At 43.8% G+C, this 24,770-nt stretch carries 12 protein-coding genes; all 12 read left to right on the forward strand.

The annotated features are described in order from the left end of the window. Positions 1 to 11: 11 nt before the first annotated feature. The 12 genes from ligA (at position 12) to M0696_RS03760 (ending at position 24,765) form a co-directional block, all read left to right on the forward strand. The gene (gene ligA / locus M0696_RS03705; RefSeq protein WP_222143723.1) at positions 12 to 2,018 is read left to right on the forward strand and encodes an NAD-dependent DNA ligase LigA; all 2,007 of its coding nucleotides are present in this window, start codon (positions 12 to 14) and stop codon (positions 2,016 to 2,018) included. A gap of 15 nt (positions 2,019 to 2,033) precedes the next feature. Then, positions 2,034 to 3,224 carry a CamS family sex pheromone protein gene (locus M0696_RS03710; RefSeq protein WP_222143724.1) on the forward strand — a complete coding sequence of 397 codons (1,191 nt, stop codon included), beginning with the start codon at positions 2,034 to 2,036 and terminating at the stop codon, positions 3,222 to 3,224. A gap of 125 nt (positions 3,225 to 3,349) precedes the next feature. After that, positions 3,350 to 4,543 carry an MFS transporter gene (locus tag M0696_RS03715; RefSeq protein ID WP_003240131.1) on the forward strand — a complete coding sequence of 398 codons (1,194 nt, stop codon included), beginning with the start codon at positions 3,350 to 3,352 and terminating at the stop codon, positions 4,541 to 4,543. Positions 4,544 to 4,624: 81 nt separating this feature from the next. Then, a complete protein-coding gene (locus tag M0696_RS03720) occupies positions 4,625 to 9,118 on the forward strand; it encodes a non-ribosomal peptide synthetase (protein WP_222143725.1) in 4,494 nt (1,497 codons plus the stop codon). After that, positions 9,115 to 10,620, forward strand: a complete 1,506-nt coding sequence (locus M0696_RS03725) for a serine hydrolase domain-containing protein (RefSeq protein ID WP_248602508.1) — start codon at positions 9,115 to 9,117, stop codon at positions 10,618 to 10,620. The genes M0696_RS03720 and M0696_RS03725 overlap by 4 nt, the downstream gene beginning before the upstream one ends. Continuing rightward, positions 10,610 to 11,593 carry a cysteine peptidase family C39 domain-containing protein gene (locus M0696_RS03730; protein WP_222143727.1) on the forward strand — a complete coding sequence of 328 codons (984 nt, stop codon included), beginning with the start codon at positions 10,610 to 10,612 and terminating at the stop codon, positions 11,591 to 11,593. Before M0696_RS03725 ends, M0696_RS03730 begins: the two co-directional genes overlap by 11 nt. After that, entirely contained in the window at positions 11,590 to 12,291 is a 702-nt protein-coding gene (locus M0696_RS03735) for a thioesterase II family protein (RefSeq protein ID WP_222143728.1), read from the forward strand. The genes M0696_RS03730 and M0696_RS03735 overlap by 4 nt, the downstream gene beginning before the upstream one ends. A gap of 1 nt (position 12,292) precedes the next feature. Further along, positions 12,293 to 13,147 carry a 3-hydroxyacyl-CoA dehydrogenase family protein gene (locus M0696_RS03740; protein ID WP_248602509.1) on the forward strand — a complete coding sequence of 285 codons (855 nt, stop codon included), beginning with the start codon at positions 12,293 to 12,295 and terminating at the stop codon, positions 13,145 to 13,147. Positions 13,148 to 13,162: 15 nt separating this feature from the next. Continuing rightward, positions 13,163 to 14,224 (forward strand): HAD-IIIC family phosphatase, encoded by a 1,062-nt coding sequence (locus M0696_RS03745; RefSeq protein WP_248602510.1) that lies wholly within the window; start codon positions 13,163 to 13,165, stop codon positions 14,222 to 14,224. A 25-nt stretch (positions 14,225 to 14,249) separates the two neighbouring features. Further along, entirely contained in the window at positions 14,250 to 14,519 is a 270-nt protein-coding gene (locus M0696_RS03750) for an acyl carrier protein (protein ID WP_003240117.1), read from the forward strand. Continuing rightward, complete coding sequence (locus M0696_RS03755) at positions 14,506 to 15,648, forward strand: acyl-CoA dehydrogenase family protein (protein WP_166854011.1); 1,143 nt, start codon at positions 14,506 to 14,508, stop codon at positions 15,646 to 15,648. Before M0696_RS03750 ends, M0696_RS03755 begins: the two co-directional genes overlap by 14 nt. Before the next feature lie 21 nt (positions 15,649 to 15,669). Continuing rightward, entirely contained in the window at positions 15,670 to 24,765 is a 9,096-nt protein-coding gene (locus tag M0696_RS03760; RefSeq protein ID WP_248602511.1) for a non-ribosomal peptide synthetase/type I polyketide synthase, read from the forward strand. The last annotated feature ends 5 nt before the right edge of the window (positions 24,766 to 24,770 follow it).

A 24,770-nucleotide genomic window follows, 5' to 3' on the forward strand; every position in this document is an offset into this window, starting at 1 on the left:
GGAAGAAGCAGATGGACAAAGAAACAGCGAAGCAGCGGGCAGACGAACTGCGCCGCACCATCAACAAGTATAGCTATGAATATTACACCTTAGATGAACCGAGCGTCCCTGATGCTGAATACGACAGATTGATGCAGGAGCTGATTGCGATCGAGGAGGAGCATCCAGACCTCAGAACACCTGACTCTCCTACGCAGCGTGTCGGCGGAGCCGTGCTTGAAGCGTTTCAGAAAGTCACACACGGCACGCCGATGCTCAGTCTGGGCAACGCCTTTAATGCCGATGATCTTCGTGATTTCGACCGCCGGGTGCGCCAGGCCGTCGGCGACGATGTGGCGTATAATGTGGAGCTGAAAATAGACGGTCTTGCTGTTTCTCTCCGTTATGAAGACGGCTATTTTGTCAGAGGAGCCACAAGAGGTGACGGAACGACGGGAGAGGATATTACGGAGAATCTGAAGACGATCCGCAATATTCCGCTCAAAATGAAACGTGATCTGTCGATCGAAGTGCGCGGCGAGGCGTATATGCCGAAGCGTTCGTTTGAAGCGCTCAATGAGGAACGGATCAAAAACGAAGAAGAACCGTTCGCCAATCCGCGAAATGCCGCCGCGGGATCACTCAGACAGCTCGATCCGAAAATTGCAGCGAAACGAAACCTCGATATCTTCGTCTACAGTATAGCGGAGCTTGACGAGATGGGTGTGGAGACGCAAAGCCAGGGGCTTGATTTTCTCGACGAAATCGGATTTAAAACAAACCAGGAACGAAAAAAATGCGACAGCATAGAAGAAGTTATTGCACTGATCGATGAGTTTCAGGCTAAACGCGCTGACCTCCCGTATGAAATTGACGGTATCGTGATTAAACTTGATTCCCTTGATCAGCAGGAGGAGCTTGGTTTTACGGCGAAAAGCCCGCGTTGGGCCATCGCGTATAAATTTCCTGCAGAAGAGGTCGTGACAAAGCTTCTCGATATCGAATTAAATGTCGGCAGAACGGGTGTGATTACGCCGACCGCGATTCTTGAGCCGGTAAAAGTTGCCGGCACAACGGTCTCAAGAGCATCCCTTCATAACGAAGATTTAATTAAAGAGAAGGACATTCGGATCTTGGATAAGGTCGTCATCAAAAAAGCGGGCGATATCATTCCTGAAGTCGTGAACGTCCTCGTTGAACAGCGCACAGGAGAAGAAAAGGAATTCAGCATGCCCACGGAATGCCCTGAATGCGGGAGCGAACTCGTCCGCATCGAAGGAGAAGTGGCGCTTCGCTGCATTAACCCTGAATGTCCGGCGCAAATCCGGGAAGGGCTGATCCATTTCGTTTCCCGCAATGCCATGAACATTGACGGACTTGGCGAACGAGTCATCACACAGCTGTTTGAGGAGAACCTTGTCCGCAATGTGGCGGATTTATATAAGCTGACGAAGGAACAGGTCATCCAGCTCGAGCGTATGGGAGAAAAATCTACTGAAAACCTGATCAGCTCCATCCAAAAATCAAAAGAAAATTCGTTAGAGCGCCTGCTGTTCGGACTCGGCATCCGCTTTATCGGTTCAAAGGCCGCAAAGACGCTTGCCATGCATTTTGAAAGCTTGGAGAACCTGAAAAAAGCTTCAGAAGAGGAGCTTCTCGCGATTGATGAAATCGGTGAAAAAATGGCTGACGCGGTCATCACTTATTTTCATAAAGAAGAAATGCTTGATCTCTTGAATGAACTTCAGGAGTTGGGTGTAAATACACTATACAAAGGCCCGAAAAAAGTAAAAGCAGAGGACAGCGATTCTTACTTTGCCGGTAAAACAATTGTTCTGACAGGAAAGCTGGAAGAACTGTCAAGAAACGATGCCAAAGCGCAAATCGAAGCGCTCGGCGGAAAGCTGACTGGAAGCGTCAGCAAAAACACAGACTTGGTCATCGCCGGCGAAGCGGCGGGAAGCAAACTGACAAAAGCACAAGAGCTGAACATTGAAGTGTGGAATGAAGAACAGTTAATGGGAGAGCTAAAGAAATAAGAGGAGTGTTTTCTATTGAAAAAGACGTTGGCAATGGCGGCAACGGCGGCAGTGTTAATGCTGTCTGCCTGCTCGTCAGGTTTTGGGGGGGATAAGGAGGAAGAGATCACGCAAAAGACGGCGAAATCGTCAGAAAAAGCGATTGTCCCGAAATATAATATCTCTGACTCCTATTACAAAATGGTGCTGCCCTTTAAGGCAGGAAAAGCGCGCGGCTTAACAACTGAACAGCTGAATACAAGACTTGACATCGATGAGTTTGAAACAGGGCTGATGCGTCTTGCCCAAGATTCTTTCTCGACTGACGATTATCTGTTCCAAGAAGGGCAATATTTAGATGAAGATACAGTATTAAGCTGGCTGGCACGGAAAAAAACAGGCTCTGATCTGAAAAAAGCCCAAAAAGAAGATAAAAACTTCAAAAATGAAGGCTTGAACCCAGCACTTCCGAGCTCCGGTTCAACAGAAGAAAAGAACGAAAGCAGCCCGGTTTATTTAGCATCTATGCTGGAGCACGATTATTTAGTCAGAAAAGACAAGAATTCCATTCAGCTTGGCGGCGTGATGATCGGACTGGCATTAAACTCCGTATATTACTATCGTGAAAAAACAGGCGACCCTCAGAAAGAAGTGGAGATTAAGGACAGCACGCTTCGCGAGCAGGGAGAAAAAATCGCACAAGAGGTCATTAACCGCCTCCGTAAAAAAGATAACCTGAAGAATGTGCCGATCACCGTCGCGCTCTACAAGCAGGCGTCAAAAACATCGATTGTGCCGGGGAACTTCATCGCCAAAACGGAAGTCAAAGCAGGCTCCACTGATATCTCAAATTGGGATGACATAAATGAAAAATATGTATTTTATCCGGCAGATACAACGACAGCAGAAAAATACCCGGATGACACCGAGGTCTTTAAGCGGTTCAAAAACTCAATTGAAGAATATTTCCCGAACTACACAGGCGTTGTCGGTACAGCGCTGTATGAAAATAATGAAATGACGAAAATGAAGATCGACATTCCAATGCAATTCTACGGAAAAAGCGAAGTTGTCGCGTTTACCCAGTTCTTAACGGGTGAAGTGATGGACTACTACTCCAAGAGCTCAGTCGATGTCGAAGTCAATATCACATCCTCAGACGGACAGGAAGCGGTCATTATCCGCAATGCCGGAGATAAAGAGCCGACTGTTCACATTTATGACTGATATTGGATGACCCCTTGTGCCGCTGCGGCGCAGGGGTTTTTTTGCGTTTTTTTGAAGGTTAAGTAGCATTGGAGAGGGTATTTATTTATGTTATGATGTTCTAAAAATAGAAAAGGGTTGAAATTATGAAAAATAAATCCTTTTATTTCATATGGGCGGGCCAGTCAATTGCTAATTTAGGAGATTCTTTATACGTGCTGGTACTGACCCTGTTTACGTATCAAGTCACAGACTCGGCCTTTTTGGCTTCGCTGGTAGCCATGATGCAGTTCGTGGGTCAGTCATTAAGCGCAGTATTTATACCGGTTTTTATTCATAAATACAGATTAAAGCACATTTTGATTTTTTTACAGTTAACGCAAACCATTCTGTTATCTTTGTTGCTTCTCATATTTATGATAGATTTTAAATCTATTTTTATTTTTTTCTTTATTGTATTTTTAATGTCGCTGTTAGATGGTGGAACTATTCCGGTCAGAAATTCAATGATTCCCCGTTTTGTTCCAAAATCCATGTTGTTGAAAGCAAACAGCCTGGTGCTGACCTCTGATCAAATCGTGCTCCTGCTCGGATGGCTGCTCGGCGGTATTTTGATCAAATGGCTCGGGCCGCAACTGCTTCTATTGTTGACTTTTGCGCTTTATGGCACCTCTACAGTATCTTTATTTTTTGTCAAGGATGCGGGAAAAGGAGATGCCGAAAAGGAAGAAAATGAGTCCTTTATGGATAAAATTTCCTCTGGATGGAAAGCAATTTATCAAATGCCTGTTATCAGAATGCTGACTGTTCTTGAGCTTTTATCCATGTTCGGCAGAAGTATTTGGACAGGAGCCATTATCCTTGTTTATGTCGATGAAGTGCTGCATCAAAACGAAACATGGTGGGGGTTTATTAACGCAAGCTATTTCGCCGGCACCATTACAGGCGGTTTAATCGTTTGGAAACTTTCAAAAATAATGAATGGAAAACTGTTCTCGATGATTTTATGGACATCACTTGCCATCGGCGCTTGCACACTATGCCTTGCGCTTAACAAGTATGCGTTGGCATCGCTGCTTTTTGTCTTTATTTTAGGACCTTCATTTCAGCTCCGGGGAATTGCGATCAGAACTTATGTACAGGAGAGCATAAACGAAACTTTGCTTCCGAAAATACTGTCGGCTCAGCATACAATAAGTACATTTGTATACGGCGCATCGATCTTAATTATGAGCAGCCTTACAGATTGGCTGGGTGTTCAATATGTATTTTTCTTGAATTTTATTATTTTTACCGTTTCAGCGCTTTTATCTTTAAAACTAAAAAATGAACAAATATAGACAATGTTTTATAAATATTTACAAAATATTTGTTGTGTGTTTAAATTGGTGATGTAAAATACTACTTGTAAAGAGGTGGATATGTTGAATGGTAACTTGAATTTATTTCCTCTTTCTCATCATCAAAAAAGGATATTAAATATCGAAAATTTATACCCAGAAACAGCTATTAATCATATTGGCGGCCTTATCCAAATCAATGGAAAGCTTCATCTTGAGACGTTAAAAAAAGCCATTCAGCATTGCATCAGACAGACAGAGTCCCTCAGAATACGGCTCATGAAGCAGGAAGGATCAGTTCTTCAATACATAGACGAAAAAGCGCAGGCCCGTGTGCCATCAGCCGATTTTACTTCAACAGACCATCCATATGAAAGAATGCTAGATTGGGCCGAACGGGAATTTAAAATACCTTTCTCTTTATATGATGGCGCGCTTGTTCAATTTTATGTTTTCCAAACAGATGAAGCAACCTGCGGGTATTTAATCAAATGCCATCATATTGTTGCTGACGGCTGGTCTATGAAAATCATCATTGATAAGATTAAGGATCTGTACATGCTTCTGGCAAATGGAAAACTGCCTGAAGAAGGCGGTGACCACTATTCGGTTCTCATAGAAAAAGAGAAAAAATACCTTTCTTCGCCACGATATCAAAAAGATGCCGCATTTTGGAAAGAGGAATTTTCTCATTTGCCGGACAGCTTCTTGTCAAAAAGTTCAGCGAACATTGCTGGAAAACGCAAACGATTTAAACTTGACCAAGAACATTCTGCTGCTGTTTATGAATTTATTCAAAAGCAAGGCGCTTCGTTAAACGCATTGTTTACCGCATCGCTGTTTTGGTATTTAAGCAAAGCAACGGGAGAGAATGATTTCATTATCGGCACGCCGGTACTAAACAGGTCTGGAAAGAAGGAAAAAAGCACGGCGGGGATGACTGTCAGTACGATGCCGTTCAGAAAGAAAACAGACCTGGACCAACGTTTCTCAGACTTTTTAAAAGAAGTCAATTCAGACTACCTGAAATACTTTCTCCACCAACGGTACCCCTATGACGAACTGATAAAGGAATTACAGCTGGCAAAACAGGGATACGATCAGCTCTTCCAAATGTATATCAATTCATACAACACCGATCTTGCTTCTGATATAGATGGATGCCATGTCGAATATGATGAATTATATAACGGATCACAGCCTTATTCCCTTCAAATTGCAGTTAAAGAATGGGACGAAGGCGGAGCAATAGAATTACAGTTCGACTACAAGGTTGCGGATTACAGCGAAGCGGAAATTCAGCAATTGAAAGACCGTTTACTCCGCCTGATTTTATTGCTTATCGAGGATCCAGACATTCAATTCAGACATTTGTCTATATTAACTGAACAAGAAAAAAGGGACGAGATATTTAAGTGGAATCAGACGCAGGCCGACTATCCGAAAGAGCAGACAATCAATCAATTAATTCAAGCAACGGCCTTGCAGCATCCGTTTCGCACAGCGATAGAGGATGGCGAGAGACATGTTTCTTATCAAGAACTGGATGAGCGCTCCAACCAAATTGCTCGCTGCCTTATACATAAAGGAATAAGCCGCGGTGATTTTGTTGCCGTGAGCATGAAACACTCACCGGAGTTGATTGCTGTTTTACTGGGCATTTTAAAAGCAGGCGGTGCTTATGTGCCGATCGACCCCGAGTATCCCGCGGAACGAATCAAGTATATTTTAGAAAATAGTGAAGCGGCGTTTTTTATTACAGACCCTCTTTTTAAAATAGACTGCCGTTTGCCAAGGCACGTAAAACAAATCAGTATTGACTGCACCATGTTTAATGATTTAGATACGGGACAGTTAGACATCAGGAACGATCCTTCCGACATCGCATATATGATTTACACTTCTGGATCAACAGGGCAGCCGAAAGGCGTGATGATCGAACATCAAAGCCTTGTGAACTACATTACATCAGCCTCTCAGAATTATACTTCTTCCCAAGAGGACAGCTTTGCGCTGTACTCATCCATAGCTTTTGATTTAACCGTTACATCCATTTACACCCCATTAGTGACAGGAAATAAGATTGTCATTTACAGACAAGAAGATATCCCGGAATTTATACTGCATCAAATCGTAAAAGAAATGAAAACAGCTGTCATCAAGCTGACACCAGCGCATTTAGCGTTGCTGAAAGACGTAAACTTAAAAGATTCCTCTATAAAAAGAATGATCGTTGGCGGAGAGCAGCTGTCTGTTTCTTTAGCACGTCAAATAACAGAAGCATCAGATCACCGCATCGAAATCTTTAATGAATACGGGCCGACAGAAGCGACCGTTGGGTGTATGATCCACAAATATGACCGAGAACAGGATCAGCAAGCTTCGGTTCCAATTGGGGTTCCGCTGCAGAATACAGAAATTTATTTATTAGATGAACAGCTGCAGCCGGTATTGCCGGGAACTCAAGGTGAAATGTATATATCAGGCGATAATGTCGCCAGAGGATATTGGAAGCGTCCGGATTTGCAAACCGAGCGTTTTCTGGATAACCCTTTCATGAAGGGCAGAAAAATGTATAAGACAGGCGATCTGGCGAAAAGAACGAATAATGGATTGCTTGAATATGCAGGGCGTAAAGACCATCAAATCAAATTGAAAGGCTACCGTATAGAACTGGGAGAAATTGAATTAGCCCTGCTTTCTCTCGAGGAAATAGAAGAAGCGGTTGTCATTGATTTTGGTGATTCACAGGGCAGAAAGCAATTGGCGGCATATGTAGTGAGCTCTGCACCTACGCCAGTGCTGGAGCTTAGGAAAAAGCTTTCTGGCAAAGTGCCCGTTTTTATGGTGCCGGCCTACTTTATCAAGATGGATCGAATTCCGCTTACGCAAAATGGAAAAACAAACAAGGAAGCGCTTCCTGATCCTTTACTGTATCAAGAACAGACAAATTACGGATTGTTAAATGAAGAGCAGAAGGTTGCAGAGGCGGTTCTTTTGGAAACCGCGAAGGAGATTCTCGGCACTGACATTTGCCCAGGGGATCATTTTTATCAGCTTGGCGGAGATTCTATCAAAGCCATTCAATTCGTTTCGAAAATGAAAGAAAAAGGTCTTTTTATCAAGACGCAGGATATTATGACTTATCCCGTATTTAGAGAACTTGTCAGTGCTGTGACTAGCAAACAATCGCCTGCAATTTCTCAACAACAAGCAGAAGGCAGAGTGATGGGCACACCGATTACCCAATGGTTCTGGTCTTTGGATTTAAAGTGCGCTCATTTCTGGCATCAATCGGTTATGCTAACTGCTGAAAAAGAGGTTCACCTTGAAGATGTAAAGGCGGTTCTGTCTCTTTTAATCAATCATCACGACAGCTTGCGAATGAATGTAGAAAAAGAAACGAATGCCTTGGTCTATCACAATACAAATATCGAACCTTATATCGAATACTGGGATCTGTCTAATGTTTCCGAGGAAGAGCAAACCAAACAAATAGCGGTGATCGGGCAGGAAATGAGAGAAAGCACGGACTTATACAATGGAGTGCTTTTTAAAACCGGTGTAATCAAAGCAAACGAAAAAACGCATTTGTTATTTACAGCCCATCACCTGATCGCGGACGGTGTATCATGGCAAATCCTGATTGATGATTTTCTTGCTCTTTTACATTCAATAGATAGGAAGGAAGAAAAGAGACTGCCTTTAAAGACACATTCTTATCAGGAATTTTCAAATTCGATCCATGAATACGCTTATTCGCGTGAGGCGGAAGAAGAATGCAGCTATTGGAATGAAAAAGTGAAAAAGATTGAGCCGCTCTATGGGATTTGTCCGGAAAATTCCAAAGTTGAAAATAGCATAAAACTGAAACGGTCTTTGAGCAGCCAGATGACTCAAAAACTGCTCAGTGAAGCAAATGAGGCGTATCAAACCCAAACAAATGATTTGCTTATCACTGCGTTAATCCGGGCTTGCCATCATTGCACAGGCAAAGAGGTTATTTCTTTGGAATTGGAAGGTCACGGAAGAGAGCCATTAAAGGAAGACTTAGATTTTTCAAGAACGTTTGGGTGGTTTACAGCAATGTATCCCGCCGTGTTTCAGGCAGAGGCTGATCTGCCGGCGCAAATCCGTTCAGTGAAAGAAAACCTGCGGAATATCCCCAATAAGGGTATTGGCTACGGCTCTCTCACCTATTTGAGTAAACGAATACCGGATCACAGGAAGCCTGAGCTACGCTTTAATTATCTGGGAGAAGTTGACCGTTTTTTAGCTGACAAATCAGAATACCGCATGACTTATTTGAATTCAGGCGCCGAGTCATCACCTGAAAATGATCTGACAGTCAGTCTTGATTTGACAGCGGGAATCTATGACGGACAGCTAACGTTGGATGTAATTTGCAGTGATCTTTATCAGACAGAGGATATGGAACAGCTTTTAGATGAATTTTTTGTACAGTTGAAGGAGCTGACTGAACATTGCTGTAAACAAGAGTCTGTTGAATATACGCCATCAGATTTCGAAACTGCCTCATTATCTATTGAAGAATTGGATTCCTTGTTCAAATGATGAGAAACGTATGGCTGATTTTATGTCTTTGTATCCTGTCAATTCAAATCTGGGGTGGCGGACAGGCAAGCGCTCAGACGCCAGTTGATAAGCGCATTGACGCTCTGATCGAAAAGCAGATGAAAGAAAGCGGAATACCGGGGATCTCAGTGACAGTGGTAAAAGGAAATGATGTGGTATACGAAAGGGGGTTTGGTTATGCCGGCGAAAGGCATAGCCGCCCTGTAACCGCCTCGACATTGTTTGAGATGGGCTCAACCTCTAAAGCGTTTACTGCACTGGGTGTGCTTAAGCTTGTACGTTCGGGGGCAATCAATCTAAATGACCCTGTCAGCCGGTATATCAGCGGATTTTATACAGTTTACAACGGAAAGAAAACAGATATCACTATTCATCAGCTGCTGCATCATACAAGCGGAATTCCTTTTTTATCGATAGCGGATATCAAAGTTGATTCAAAGGAAGATGCCTTGGAGAAAACGGCGAAAGGATTAAAGGGAGTTGAACTTAGTCATAAGCCGGGAAGCACATTTGAATATGCCACAATCAATTATGATGTGCTGGGATATATCATTGAACAGGCATCAGGCCAGCCTTACGAGCAATATATGGCTGAGCACGTTTTTAAGCAGTTAGATATGTCAAACACGTATGCTGGGCGACACGCTGGTCATGCCGGCGATGTATCATCAGGTTTTAAAATCGGATTTTTAAAGGCCAGAGCCTATAAAGCGCCTGAGTATAGGGGGAACACGCCTGCCGGATATATTATCACGAACGCAGAGGATGTATCCAAATGGCTTCGATTTCAGCTGAATCACAGCGACGGTGATATAGGCCGCTTGATTGAGCAGAGCCACCTGCCTGATAAAAGCGTAAAAACCGAAGAGCCGGGTGTGTATTATGGTGCGGGATGGTCAATTTTTGAAAAAAAGGGAAGAGTCAAAGAAATGTTCCATGCCGGCTCCAACCCTAACTTTTCTTCGTTTATTATCATCAGTCCTGACGATAAAGCGGCTGTAGGGGTTTTGGCCAATATGAACAGCGCTTACCCTGAGAAAATCGCTCGTTCTGTTTTACAAGTGATTGCCGATCCAAATCAAAAACAGGACGGTTCTGTCACTGATCCGTTCCAGGTCATTGATAAAGCTGCGGCTGCCATGCTGGTTTTATTCAGTTTATTGCTTATTGTTCTGCTGTGGAGAATTTTTATTTTTCTAAAAAGCGTTAAAGCGAAAAATGTTCCCGTTCAGCAGCGAACAAGAAGAAAGGCGCTGCTTTGGGGGATTTTGCTGGCAGCCGGAATAGTGGCGCCTAAGCTCATTTCAATCTTCGCCTTTAATGGCTTGCCTTGGAGCATGATATTTATTTGGGGACCCGGTTCTCTTCTTTATTTGGCGGCGGTTTATTATATGCTGCTCCTTGCCTCCTGTATATTCGGTTTAACCGCTTGTTTTTTCAATCACCGTGCCGCAAGAAGGAGTGAGACACATGAAATGTGAAACATCCATCCCTGGTATTCAGCCGTTTAACGACCTATTTTATCGCAGCTGTTTTTTTAACTGTTATTTTTCAGTGGTTCGCTCGTTTCAGCAAGAAATCTATCCTTATCTTTTAAATGACATATATTCGTATCAATTGGATGAAGACGGTTATCCAATGATTGATCGGACTGAAGTTTATGATCCTGAGTATGTCATGAATCAGCAGGGAATAAGCGCGGATAAGCAATCGGTGAGCAGCAGTCTCATAGATGATGTGAAACGGGATGTTCTTAAAAATAAACCTGTCATCATTTGGTTGGATACATATGCGCAGCCTTATAGACAGGAATATATGTCTAAGCATAGCCGGAACAGCATACTGATTTATGGCTTTCATGACGTAGATCAGACTGTTCTTGCCATTGAAAACCGTTATCCCGATAACTTGTCATATGAAGCCAGAAATATTTCATATCATCATTTGGCCAAAGCCTATCAAGGCTTTCACAGTTATTTTCAGCCTCCTGCCGCTTTTCATTCTTATGCCTCCTTTTCTTATGATCCGGACAGGGATCGCTCAGGGCAAAGCATTTTCAAGGATGCGGCTGCCTTCTTTGTTCATAACATCACCGAGCATGTAGATCGGATGTTATCCGGTTTGGCGTCCTTCAGCCGGTTTACTGAGCAATTTCACAGCATAAGAGACAGCGAAAAGCTCCTTCATTCATTTAATGGAATTTTAAATGTGAAAAAAACAGAGCAATACCGCCTCGCATTTCTCCCGGCGTTTGAACAGCTTGCCGCTGTGACGTCTGACATTATTGATGAGTTAGAAGCAGCGCGGCATCTTGCGGCTAAGCTTTATTTTTCGGGAGGATCTTCTTCAGGTTATGAAGACCGGATCAAAGATTCACTGAAAAAAGTGCTGGAGCTTGAAGCAGCCTATATTGAATGCCTGAAGGATATTGGTAAAGAGGAGAGGGTCAAGTGATCAAATTATTCTGTCTGCCGTATGCCGGGGGTTCGAGCACCATCTTCAGCGGGTGGAAAAGGTTTCTTGATGCGTCAGTTGAACTGGTGGCCTTAGAGCTTCCGGGACATGGAACGAGAATGTCTGAGCCATTGCTGAATCATGCAGGATCCGTGACGGAAGATCTTTTTGCGCAAGCAAAATCCCATTTGAGTGATTCGGATTATGCCATTTTTGGACACAGCATGGGATCGCTGCTTGCATACGAATTGCAAAAGAAATTAACCATGGAAAATAAACAGCCGATCCATATGTTCTTTTCCGGGCGTTTCCCGCCTCATATCCCGGAAAAGAAAGTGCTTCATCAGCTTTCAAATTCCGCTTTAAAACAAGCGATTATTGAGATGGGGGGTGTACCGGAAGAATTCAGCAAAAATGAGCAGGTGCTTGACTTTTTCCTTCCTATATTAAGAGCTGACTTTGAGTTGCTGGAAACATACAGGAATACAGCTGTTGCTCCTTTATCCTGCGATATTTCGGTTTTTTATGGAAAACGTGATCTGCCGTCAGTGCTGTTTGATTTATCCGATTGGAATCAGTACACCGATCAGACATGCAGATTTTACGAATTTGAAGGAGATCATTTTTTCATTAATCAGAAGACAGAAGAAGTGACAGCTAAAATCAATCATATTTTGAATCAGACAGGAGTGGTGTGAAATGGATTTCAGAACTGCCGGTGTTATCGGAGGGGGCGTCATGGGGGCCGATATGGCTCTTGATTTATCTGCGAATGGGTATCAAGTGATTTTGCTGGATATCAGTGATGAAAAACTGAAAGCCGCAGAGGAAAATATTAAAAAGACATTCAGGCTTGTTCAACTGATGCGTAAAGAAAAATTCAGCATGTCACTGGAAGATGTGCTTGATAACATTCAATTCACGACTGAGCCGCACAATGTGGAGCCGGCTGATATCATCATTGAAAACGTAACAGAAGATTGGGAGATAAAAAGACAAGTATATTTACAATTAAAGGATATCTGCCAAGAGCATACCATCTACCTTGTAAATACAAGCTGTATCTCAATTACGAAGGTCGGTTCACTGATGCATCGTCCGGAAAAGGTAATTGGAGCACATTTTATGAATCCTGTTCCTCTGAAAGAACTTGTAGAGGTGATTCGGGGCGATGCCACTTCTGACGAGACTGTCGATGCAACCGTCGAGTTTTTGAAATCTTCCGACAAAAATCCTGTCGTTGTTCATGATTTGCCTGGCTTTGTGTCAAATCGTGTGTTAATGCTGACCATTAATGAAAGCATTTGGACGGTTCAAGATCAAGTGGCGACACCAGCCAATGTGGATAAAATCTTCCGCGGCGGGTTCGGGCATAAAATGGGTCCTCTCGCGACTGCGGATTTAATTGGTCTTGATACGATCCTTAACTCCTTGCTGGTTCTATATGAAAGCTACAAAGATTCAAAGTTCAGGCCATGTCCGCTGCTCGTGAAAATGGTAGACGCAGGAAAGTTAGGGAGAAAGTCAGGACAAGGATTCTTTCAATACAGTTAAAGGAGGAGCAGACCATTGAAAAAGGGAGTTAAGTGTGTTGTCTGGGATTTAGATCATACGCTATGGGATGGTATTCTGCTTGAATCTGATGATGTAAAGCTGAAGGACAATATCATAGAAATTTTGACTGAGCTTGATGAACGCGGCATATTGCTGTCTGTCGCAAGCAGAAATGACGAAGCTGCTGTTATGGAAAAATTAAAGGAATTTGGAATAGACCATTTCTTTTTATATCCGGAAATCAGCTGGAATGCCAAATCGGTTTCTTTAGAAAAAATTAGCAAAAACCTCAATATCCATAAGGATACGCTTCTCTTTATTGACGACCAAGCGTTTGAAAGGGAAGAAGTGAAAAATGCCCATCCGGAGATTTCGTGCTGGGATGCCGTTCGGTATAAGGATCTAATCGTCGATCCTTTACTGAAGCCTGCATTCGTAACGGAGGATGCCAAAAGACGCCGGCAGATGTATCTGGAGGATGACCGCAGAAAAGAGGACGAAGAGCAGTTTGAAGGACCGTCCGAACAATTTCTTGCCACTCTGAATATGAAGTTTACGATCAGCCATGCGCAAGAAAGCGATTTGCAGCGGGCAGAAGAGCTTACGGTGCGTACAAACCAGCTGAATGCAAGCGGAAAAACATATGATTATCAGGAATTAAATTATTTCCGAGAGTCAGATTCTCATATGCTGCTGGTCTGCGAGCTTGAGGACAAGTACGGCTCTTATGGAAAGATCGGACTCTCTTTAATAGAAGAAAAGGGAGATGAATGGCATATTAATCTTCTTTTAATGTCATGTCGGGTTATGTCCCGCGGTGTCGGTACGATTTTACTGACAGCCATTTTAAATGAAGCGAAACAAAAAGGGAAAAAACTGTTCGCTGATTTTAAACAAACAGATCGGAACAGAGTCATGTATATCACATATAAATTTGCCAATTTCAAAGTACATACGAAGGGCCCGGACGGCTTCATCTTATTTGAAAATGACTTGAGCCGTATCCAGCCGTATCCTGCGTATGTCGAGGTCAAAACGGAATTCAGCCAATCACCTGTTGCGGGAAGCAGCAATTAATCTAAATAGCGGGGAGAGCAAATAGATGAATCTTCATGAACAAATTAGAGAATATATTGAACAAAATTTGGTGGTCTTTGACGATGAAATCGAATTAACCAATGATGATCACATTTTTGAAATGGGATTTGTGAATTCTTTATTTGCGATGAAGCTTGTAACATTTCTTGAGCAAAACTTTGGGTTTCAGCTTGATAACGAAGATTTAGATATTGCTAACTTCAGCACAGTAAACCGAATCGTCAGCCTAATTGAAAAGAAACAGAACGGAGCGCTTGCTAATGAAAACAGCTGAGAAGAAAGCCGACATCATTCAAGATTTCCGGGGTTACTGTGACGAAAAAATCAGACCTTTTGCAGGCGAGTTTGATGAGAAGGAATGCATCCCGGCAGAATTAATAAAAGAGTTAGGGAGCAAATCTTATTTTGCTGCGGGTATTCCGGAGGTCTATCACGGATTGGGATTGAACCCTGTCGAGTACGGTTTGTTTACTGAACAAGCAGGTAAAGCGTGCTGTAATATTCGAACCCTTTTGACTGTGAATTCGTTAGTCGGTGAATCTCTGCTGCGGTACGGTACAGAGCGCCAAAAAGAAGAATGGCTTGTCCCCATCGGAAAAGGAGAGAAAATCGGAGCGTTTGCATTGTCTGAACCAAACATTGGTTCAGACGCAAACCACATTGAAACAACATATACAAAAAACGGAAGCTGCTATGTCATCAACGGCAGAAAAAAATGGATTTCCTTTGGCGCCATTGCTGACTTTTTTCTGGTTATAGCCCGTGATGGAGAAGTGGTTACAGCCTTTATTGTAGACAGCCGCCAGAGCGGCGTAACGGTAAAAAAAATGGAAGGCATGATGGCCAATAGAGCTTCTTATCTTGCGGAAATAGAGTTTGACAGCGTTGAGGTTTCTGATGACCAGATACTAGGGCCAATCGGGGGCGGTTTTAATTACATCGTTAATTTGGCTTTGGATCATGGCAGATACAGTGTAGCGTGGGCCGGATTGGCGATTGCACAGGAAGCCGTCGATTCTTTAGTAACATACTCACGGAAGAGAAGCCAATTCGGAGAGAAGCTCTACAAACATCAAATGATTAAAGGAATGATCGGTGATGCTGTAACACAGCTGCATGCAGCCCGCGCCTTATGTATGAAAGCCGGCGAAATGCGGATGAAACAAGATCCAGAGGCCGTGACGGAAACGTCTATCGCGAAATATTTCACTTCAAAGGTTGCTGTTGAAATTACCAATTCAAATGTACAGATCCATGGAGGAAGCGGCTTCAGCAGAGATCATTCAGCTGCCCGCCTGTACAGAGAAGCCAAAGTATTGGAGATCATTGAAGGAACATCTCAAATTCAGCAGCAAGTTATAGCGAATTATGGATTGAGACGATATTTTGTCAAACATATATAGGCAGAGGATGGAGAGGATTCTGTGAGTGAGCAAATGAATAAAATAGATAAAAATAACATAGCCAACATTCTCGGACTGACAACCATTCAGGAAGGTCTGCTTTTTCATCATTTAATGGAGCCGGAAGGTAATGCTTATTTTGAACAAATGCTGATAAAACTGGAGAGCGAACCAGCCCGCGATCTTTTTGAAAAAGCATGGCAGCAAACGGTTCGGCAAAATGAAATGCTGCGGACGGTGTTTAGGTGGAAGGAAACAGCTAAGCCCATTCAAGTTATATTAAAGCATCATAAAATAGATATCCGTTATCAGAGCATCTCGTTCGAGAAAGGCATTTCTCAGGAAAAGCTGAAGGAGGAGCTTGCAACGCGTGATCGGAAAGAGCCGTTTCAGCTTCAAGAAGTACCTTTTCGTGTCACACTTTATCAAATAGAAGAAAACGGGATCTGGATGATGATCAGCTTTCATCATATCCTGATGGACGGCTGGAGCATGGGGATTGTCCTCAAAGAGTGGATGGAGTCATATCAAGCGTTATCCATGGGTCAAACACCTGTTATTTCTCAAAAACCGTCATATCAAGCATTTGTGAAATGGCAGCAGGAACAGCAGCGTAAAACAAAAGACAGCCAGGCGTCATTTTGGAAAGGGTTATTGAAAGACTGGGAGCCTGTGCAATTGCTGCCGAATACAGAAAGACCAGGGAAGCGAAATGCTATTTTTTCTAAACATGAAATACAGCTTCCGGTTTCAGAAGGGAAAGCTCTGCGCTCACTCGCTTCTGAACGTCAAGTTACGCTTGCTTCAATTCTATATAGTGTCTGGGGTCTGCTGCTAAAAAAATATTCTGATCAAGAAGAAGTGGTATTCGGGACAACCGTGTCAGGAAGAAGCGCCGATGTACCGGGAATAGAACAAATGACGGGGCTGTTTATTAATACCATTCCGCTTCGTCTTCGCTTTGCGCCTCAATCCACGCCTTTAGATGTGATTCAGCTTGCACATGAGCAGATTGCCAAAAGAAGTGAATATGAACATACACCGCTGTCTGATTTAAAAACATATGCGGGGCTGACAGCTGAGCAGTCATTATTTGACACGATTGTCGTGATTGAAAATTATCCGCTTGATCAGATGCTTAAGTCAAACAGTCTTCCTCTTTCAATCGAAAAATATGACATGTTTGAGCAAACTGAGTTTGATTTGACATTGAGTGTACAAGCTTTTGATGAACATATCCATTTTTCATTTATATACAATCCTGGTGTCATGTCTGCTCTTCAAGTGAAGCAGCTGGGGGATCATTTTCTCAACCTGTTATCGGAAGTGATTGAGAATCCGGCAGACAGATCTGTGCACCCCTTGAATATGCTTTCCGAAGATGAGGTGCATTATCAGCTTGAAGAGTTTTGCAATTATAAAGGTTTGACCGGCAACGAACATCAAACTGTCATTGATTTGTTTGAACGGCAGACAGAAAAGACGCCGGACGCTCTTGCTGTGGAGTTTCGCTCGGAATCCCTGACCTATGATCAATTAAATAAAAAAGTGAATCAGCTCGCCCGCTTTTTAGAAAGTCAGGGAGTCAAACCTGCACAAAGAGTCGGTATTTTAACAGAACATTCAATTGAAATGGTGATCGCTTGTCTCGCTGTATTAAAAGCGGGTGGTGCTTATGTTCCGGTTGATCCCGATTATCCTGCGGAAAGAATTGAATATCTTCTTCAGGACAGCGGGATAAACCTGCTGCTGACAGAGGATATTGAGGGGCTGGTTTACTCATACGATGGTGTGAAAATAGATATTACCGATCAGAGCCTTTATCAAGGAAACGACAGCAATCTGGTGAAACATTACGGTCCGCAGGATATTGCGTATTGCATATATACCTCTGGAACAACAGGCAGGCCAAAAGGGGTGCTTGTTAAGCATCTTGGTCTTGAAAATTATATTTCCTGGGCCGCCGAGCAATATGTAAGGGGTGATAAAAGAGATTTTGCCCTTTATACGTCTCTATCTTTTGATTTAACAGTAACTTCTATCTTTACCCCGCTTATAACCGGAAACGCAATTATTGTGTACCAGGATAAAAACAAGCAGCTTCTTGTGGAACAAATTCTGAAAGATAATCGAGCCCACGTTATGAAGTTAACGCCGTCCCATCTTCATTTCATTTCCGGGACGCCGTTTCGTGACAGTGTGATGAAGTGCCTGATACTGGGGGGAGAGCAATTAGAAACCTCTCTTGCGGCGAAAATTGAAGAGAACTTCGATGGGGAAATTGAAATTTTTAACGAATACGGCCCGACGGAAACGGTAGTCGGCTGCATGATTCACCGCTACTCATCTGAAAGGGATAAAGATCTGTATGTGCCGATCGGCCGGCCTGCAGCACATACTGATATATACATTCTTGATTCACATATGAATCTGCTGCCACAAGGAGCAGCGGGAGAACTATATATTGCCGGAAAAGGAGTAGCAGAAGGCTACTTAGGCCGGAGGGAACTGACGGCAGAGCGATTTGTGGCGCATCCTTTTAAACCCGGAGAAAAAATGTATAAAACAGGGGACGCAGCCCGCTTTTTACCGGATGGAACCATTCAGTTTTTAGGCAGAAACGATGACCAAATCAAACTTAGGGGCTATCGGATTGAGAGCGGGGAGATTGAACACTGGCTCTGCCGGTACGGACGTATAAAAGGGGCGGCCGCTGTCGTGAAAAAGGACGCGTCCCAGACACCGTGCCTGGCTGCTTATCTTTTCACTGATGAGACGATTGATGAAAAGCAGCTGCGTGAATACTTGCGTCGTCATTTGCCGGAATATATGCTTCCATCCCGATTTATTGTGATGGATGAGATGCCGCTGACGGCCAATGGAAAACTGGATAAAAAAGCACTGCCGGAGCTTGCTGCAGAGACAAAACGAAAGGCACTTGCGGCAGCACCCGCTTCTGAAACAGAAAAGATGGTGCTGGAGATTTGGAAACGTGTACTTGGTCAAGACAGCATCGATGTTCAGGATAAATTTTTTGAAATCGGCGGCACTTCCCTGCATTTGATCCAAGTCAATCAGCAGCTTTCTAAGGTAACGGGAAAAAGTATTCCGATGGTTGAGATGTTCCGCCGTCCAACAGTTCAGATGCTTGCAGAATTCTTATCAGGTCATGAGGAAAAGCAATCAAAAAAGAAAACACCATTCATATCAAAGCGGAAGGATCCTTTAGATGACAGCATCGCCATCATCGGGATGGCCGGGCGTTTCCCTGGAGCTAAAAACATAGATGAATTTTGGCATAACCTGCAAAATGGCAAGGAATCCATCTCTTTTTTCACTGATGAAGAGCTGTTTGCGGCAGGCATTGATGAACAAACATTTACGAGAACTGATTATGTAAGGGCGAAAGGAATCATCGACGGTCCCGATTTATTTGACGCCTCCTTCTTCGGCTATTCACCTGGACAGGCGGAGGTCATGGACCCGCAAATCCGTCTTCTTCATGAATATGTATGGAAAACGCTGGAGGATGCAGGGTGTGTTTCTGCTGAATATGAAGGGAAAATCGGTTTGTTTACAGGAACAACCTCAAATTTTCAATGGCTCCAGCATTTCGCTGACTCATTAGACGGCAGGATGTCAGAGCTGTTTGAAATCGGCTCTTTAAATGATACCTATACGATCAGCACGCGGGTTGCTCATAAACTTAATTTAAAAGGTCCAGCCATTACCCTGCAGACAGCTTGTTCAACCTCCTTGGTCGCGCTGCATTTGGCTTGCAAATCAGTGCTGAATGGAGAATCTGATATGGCTCTCGCAGGCGGTGTGTCCATTCTCCATCCGGTTAAGTCAGGCTACATCTATCAAGAGAATATGGTGAAATCGCCAGACGGCCATTGCCGAGCCTTTGATAAAGACGCGAAAGGCACTGTAGGAGGCGATGGTGTCGGATTTGTCGCAGTGAAATCGTTGAGCCGCGCTTTGGCTGACGGCGATAGGATCTATGCGGTTGTAAAAGGATCTGCGGTTAACAATGATGGTGACCAAAAGGTAGGCTTCAATGCGCCGAGTGTGGAAGGCCAGACAGAGGTTATAAGAGATGCGATTGCCGACGCGGGGATTGAACCGGAAACCATCAGCTATGTGGAAACCCACGGGACAGGCACAGCTCTCGGAGATCCAATTGAAATTGAAGCCTTAACTAAAGCGTTTCAAACAAATAAGACCGCGTTTTGCCGGATTGGCTCCGTAAAAACGAATATCGGACACCTTGATGCTGCTGCCGGAGCGGCGGGTCTCATTAAAACAGTTCTCTCTCTGCAGCATCAACAACTTGTGCCTAGTCTTCATTTTAAAGAAGCGAATCCGAATATTGATTTTCAAAACAGTCCTTTCCTAGTGAATGACAAGCTCCGAGTGTGGAAGAGAACAAATACCCCAAGACGAGCAGGCGTGAGCTCATTCGGTATGGGCGGCACCAATGCCCATGTGATTCTGGAGGAAGCGCCTGTCAGTGACCGTGAGAAACATTCGCGTTCGTATCAGCTGTTTCCTCTTTCAGCAAAAACGATGAATGCTTTAGAAAAAACGAAAGACCTTTTGCTCGAACATATGGAAAGGAACTCAGAGCTTAATGCAGCAGACGCCGCTTATACGCTGCAGGCTGGAAGACAGCACTTTGATTATAGGCAAATGTTTGTGGCAAAGGACAGACAGGATGTCATCCGCCTGCTTTCCGAGAAGAAGGACAGAGGACTCAGCCGAATGTCCCGGATTCAGGAAAAAAAGGAGAAAAAATTGATCTTCATGTTCTCGGGCCAAGGCAGTCAATATGTGAACATGGGCAGGGATTTGTACACGGAGGAGCCGTTTTTCAAAGAGACGATGGATCACTGTTTTCAAGAATTTTATGAAGCGACCGGTGAGAGGCTAGAGGATATTCTATACCCTGACCAGCAGGATGAAGACGCTGCCGCGATAAAGCTTCAAGAGACGAAATATGCCCAGCCGGCTATTTTTATGCTGGAATATGCGCTGTCACTTTTGCTGATGAAGTGGGGGCTGCGGCCATGGGCTATGATCGGCTACAGCTTCGGCGAATTAACGGCTGCTGCGGTATCGGGAGTGTTTACGCTAAGTGATGCCATCAAGCTAATCAGCTTACGTGGACAAGCGATGCACGAAGCGCCGTCAGGCATCATGCTAAGCGTGCCAATGCCAGAGGAAGAACTGAAAGCGATTCTCCCTGATTGCATTTCGTTGGCTGTTGTTAATGACGCTTCTTGCATTGTGTCGGGGCTTGAGTCTGACATTTCCGCATTTGAAGAACAGTTAAAAGCCAAAAAAGTGCTTTGTATGAGAGTAAAAGGTTCAATTGCTGCTCACTCGCACGTCATGGCTTCCGCCGCTGAACGATTTGGAAATACGGCTAAGCGCATTTCTTATCAAAAACCGGATGTTCCTTTCTTTTCGAATTTAACGGGAGACTGGATAGCGGATGAAGAGGCTGCGGACTATGACTATTGGAAGCGGCACATGACTGAGACTGTTCGCTTTGCCGAGGGTATTGGCGTGTTAACGAAGCAGGAAGATGCTATTTTTATCGAAATCGGCCCGGGACAAGATTTAAGTGTGCTGGTGAAGAGATCGATTAACGATGAGCTGCGCCAGCATGCTTGCAATGTGCTGAAACACAGCAGACAGAGTATGTCAGATGTCCAATTTTTACTCAGCAGAATTGGCACGCTGTGGATGTATGGCGCGGACATTGATTGGCGCGGGCTGCACGAGGGCAGACATCCTGAAAAGATTACTATGCCGCAATATCCTTTTGAAAAGGAATCCTTCTGGCACAAACGGAAACATACTGCCAGCGGAAAAGGCAAAAAACATTCAGGAGGAAAGCTTCCGCTTCAGGAGTGGTTTTATTTGCCGCAATGGGAAAAAGAAATCCTGCCGATTTCCCGCGGGATTGAAGCGACGGAACAACGTTTGCTTGTCTTCATGGAGGATAGCAATTTTTCCCATAAGCTTATTCAGGGGCTGCAATCCACCTGTGCTTCTTGTGTCATCGTTAAAAAAGGGCATAACTTTCAGCAGGTTGAAAAAGGAGTGTACACACTCCGCCCAGACTCTGCGGAAGATTACTGCCGTCTTTTTGAAGTGTTGGAGAAGGAAAAGATTCAGTACAGCCGGATTTTGCACCTCTGGGGGCTGGCAGAGAAAGATGAAACCGCTGCTGCCGAGTGGATTGAGCAGATGCAAAACGAATCCTATTACTCTTTGCTTTACTTAGGGCAAGCATTGAAAAAGAAAGAAACAAAGCAGGAAATCTCGATCTTTGTGTTATCGTCCCTTACGTATCAGCTTGGCGGAGAAGACATGCTGTATCCAGAGAAAGCCGTACATCTGGGGCCGAGTATGGTCATATCTCAGGAAACACCGTTTCTTCGCTATCGAGTGATTGATATAGACAGGCAGAAAGAAGATTCCTGGAAAGAAGACAAGCTGCTGGGACTCATCAGATCAGAGCTGATGACCGAATCAGGCAATCTCTTAACGGTTTACAGAAGTAATAAAAGGTACACCAGGAATTTTATTCACAAAGCCGTGCCTGCAGAATCATCGCAGGGGCACCTTCGTCCCGGAGGCGTATATATTCTGATTGGCGGGCTGGGCTTCATCGGTTTACATGCTGCAAAAACCATTGCTGAGAAAACAAAAGGAAAACTTATTCTGACAAGCCGTTCCGGCCTACCGCCGCGGAGTGAATGGGAGTCCTTAATCAGCACGCATGCTGAGGATGATCCAACCGTTAAAAAAATAAAATCAATATATGAGATAGAAAAAACAGGCGCAGAAGTCACTGCTGTTGCTGCGGATGCAAGCTGTGAAGCGGATATGTCTGAACTGGTTCATGTGGCTGAACGTAAGTACGGCTCCATTCATGGTGTAATTTATGCAGCTGGAATAACAGGCGAACAATCATTCAGGATGATGGAACAAACGGATAAAAGTTTTACGAATGCTCACTTTCTAGCAAAAATGACGGGCGTTGCGGTATTAGAAAAAGTGTTGGCCGATCGACCGCTTGATTTCTGCTTTTTGATTTCGTCCTTGTCTCCGATATTGGGAGGACTTGGATTTACCGCCTATACTGCGGTTAACCAGTTTGTTGATGCCTTTGTATATAAACATAATGCGCAGCATCCTGTTCAGTGGACAGCCCTAAATTTAGACGGCTGGGAATTTGAGGACGGCAAAAAACCGGATATTCCAGTCGGAGGGGATTTAGAAAATACCCTGATTCGTGCGCATGAGGGCAGAGAGGTTTTCGAGAAAATTTTCACATTTGATCATATGGATCAGATTGTAGTGTCTGCCACGGATCTGCAGGAGAGGATACAAAAATATGTGAATCGTCTGCAGCAGCCTAACGGTGAAGAGCAAGAGGACGTTTCGCTGTACGGGCGGCCAGAACTTACCGCTGAATATGTTGAACCAGTAACTGATATGGAGAAAGAACTCCTTGTTCATTGGCAGTCATTTTTCAAGATTGATCAAATTGGCATAGACGATGATTTCTTTGAGATGGGCGGGGATTCGTTAAAGGCGATTACTTTCATTTCCATTATTCATCAAGCATTCAATGTGGAAATTGCGCTGCCGGATTTCTTTAACATTCCGACGATCAGGCAGATGGCCGAATTTATCAGCCAAGCCGACAAGAAGATTTACAGAAAGATAGAAAAAGCTAAAAAACGGGATTATTATCCGTTGTCCTCAGCGCAAAAACGGCTTTATCTTGTTCAGCTGTTAGATCAAACGAGCACTGGCTACAATGAGTTCACTGCCGGCCGGATTGCAGGAAAGCTTGATATGCAAAGGCTTGAGAATGTGTTCCGGCAATTGATTAATCGTCACGAGAGTTTAAGAACATCCTTTAAAGCAATAGACGGTGTTCCTATGCAGTGCATAGCTGAGCATGCGGAATTTCATGCCGACTTTTTTGATCTATCAAATGTAGCAGGCCAGGAAGGGCAAAACCAAAAAGAACAAGAAGTCATCAGCAGCTTTTTAAAGCCGTTCCAGCTTGATCAGGCTCCTTTGATGAGAGCTGGTGTTATTAAGAACTCTGAAAACGAGTATATTCTGATGCTCGATATGCATCATATTATTTCTGACGGTTTATCTCAGGATATCTTGGTCAGCGAGTTTATGGATCTGTATGACGGCAAAGAGCTTGCACCGCTTGAACTGCAATATAAGGATTTCTCAGAATGGCAGAATCAGATGCTTCAGTCTGATGACCTGAATGAGGTGAAAACATATTGGTTGAAACGGCTTGACGACTTTCGTGAGCTTCGGCTGCCGGCTGATTACCAGAGACCCGATGTCAAAAGCTTTGCCGGCGCCCACTATCGTTTTTATATAAGCAAAAAAGAGCTTGAGGCGTTTAAATCCATTATGGCCGATGAAGATGCCACGCTTTTTATGGGACTTTTATCAATCTATCAAATCCTGCTGCACAAGCTCACTGGACAGTCCGACATTGTAGTCGGCGTTCCGGTCGCAGGGAGAAGACAGGAGGAACTGCAGCGGATCATCGGTATATTCGTTAATATGCTTCCGCTTCGGTTTTATCCGAAAAAAGAGATGACGTTTACTCAATTTCTGCACCATGTCAAGCAGCTGGTGATTGATGACTTTGATCATCAAGATTATCAGTATGAACATATGGTTCAAGATTTGAAGTTAGATAGGACGTTAAATAGAAATCATATTTTTGATACCGTTTTTGCTCTGCAGAATCTAAGCCAGCCTGCTTTAGAGGTAGACGGGATCACACTAACCGACTATGAATATGAAACAGCGGTTTCCCGGTTTGATTTGCTTTGGATCGCTTCAGAAGACGAAAACGGTTTATCTTCTGTCATTGAATACAGCACTGAGCTGTTTACAAGAGAAACGATTGAAAGCGTTGCGAAAGGGATTAAAATGGTGCTGTTAGCCGTGATTGATTGTAAGCAAACCGCTCTCAAGGATATTGACCTGACTTCAGGCATCAATGATTTAGAAAAGGTATCGTTGCTGGAACTAGACGATCTGAAAATCTAGCAGAA

Source organism: Bacillus rugosus (assembly GCF_023238245.1).
Classification (GTDB): Bacteria; Bacillota; Bacilli; order Bacillales; family Bacillaceae; genus Bacillus; species Bacillus rugosus.

Coding starts and splice junctions, on each gene's coding strand:
- M0696_RS03755 (WP_166854011.1), top strand. CDS start 14,506: ATGAAAACAGCTGAGAAGAAAGCCGACATCATTCAAGATTTCCGGGGT.
- ligA (WP_222143723.1), top strand. CDS start 12: ATGGACAAAGAAACAGCGAAGCAGCGGGCAGACGAACTGCGCCGCACC.
- M0696_RS03740 (WP_248602509.1), top strand. CDS start 12,293: ATGGATTTCAGAACTGCCGGTGTTATCGGAGGGGGCGTCATGGGGGCC.
- M0696_RS03750 (WP_003240117.1), top strand. CDS start 14,250: ATGAATCTTCATGAACAAATTAGAGAATATATTGAACAAAATTTGGTG.
- M0696_RS03720 (WP_222143725.1), top strand. CDS start 4,625: ATGTTGAATGGTAACTTGAATTTATTTCCTCTTTCTCATCATCAAAAA.
- M0696_RS03725 (WP_248602508.1), top strand. CDS start 9,115: ATGATGAGAAACGTATGGCTGATTTTATGTCTTTGTATCCTGTCAATT.
- M0696_RS03715 (WP_003240131.1), top strand. CDS start 3,350: ATGAAAAATAAATCCTTTTATTTCATATGGGCGGGCCAGTCAATTGCT.
- M0696_RS03730 (WP_222143727.1), top strand. CDS start 10,610: ATGAAATGTGAAACATCCATCCCTGGTATTCAGCCGTTTAACGACCTA.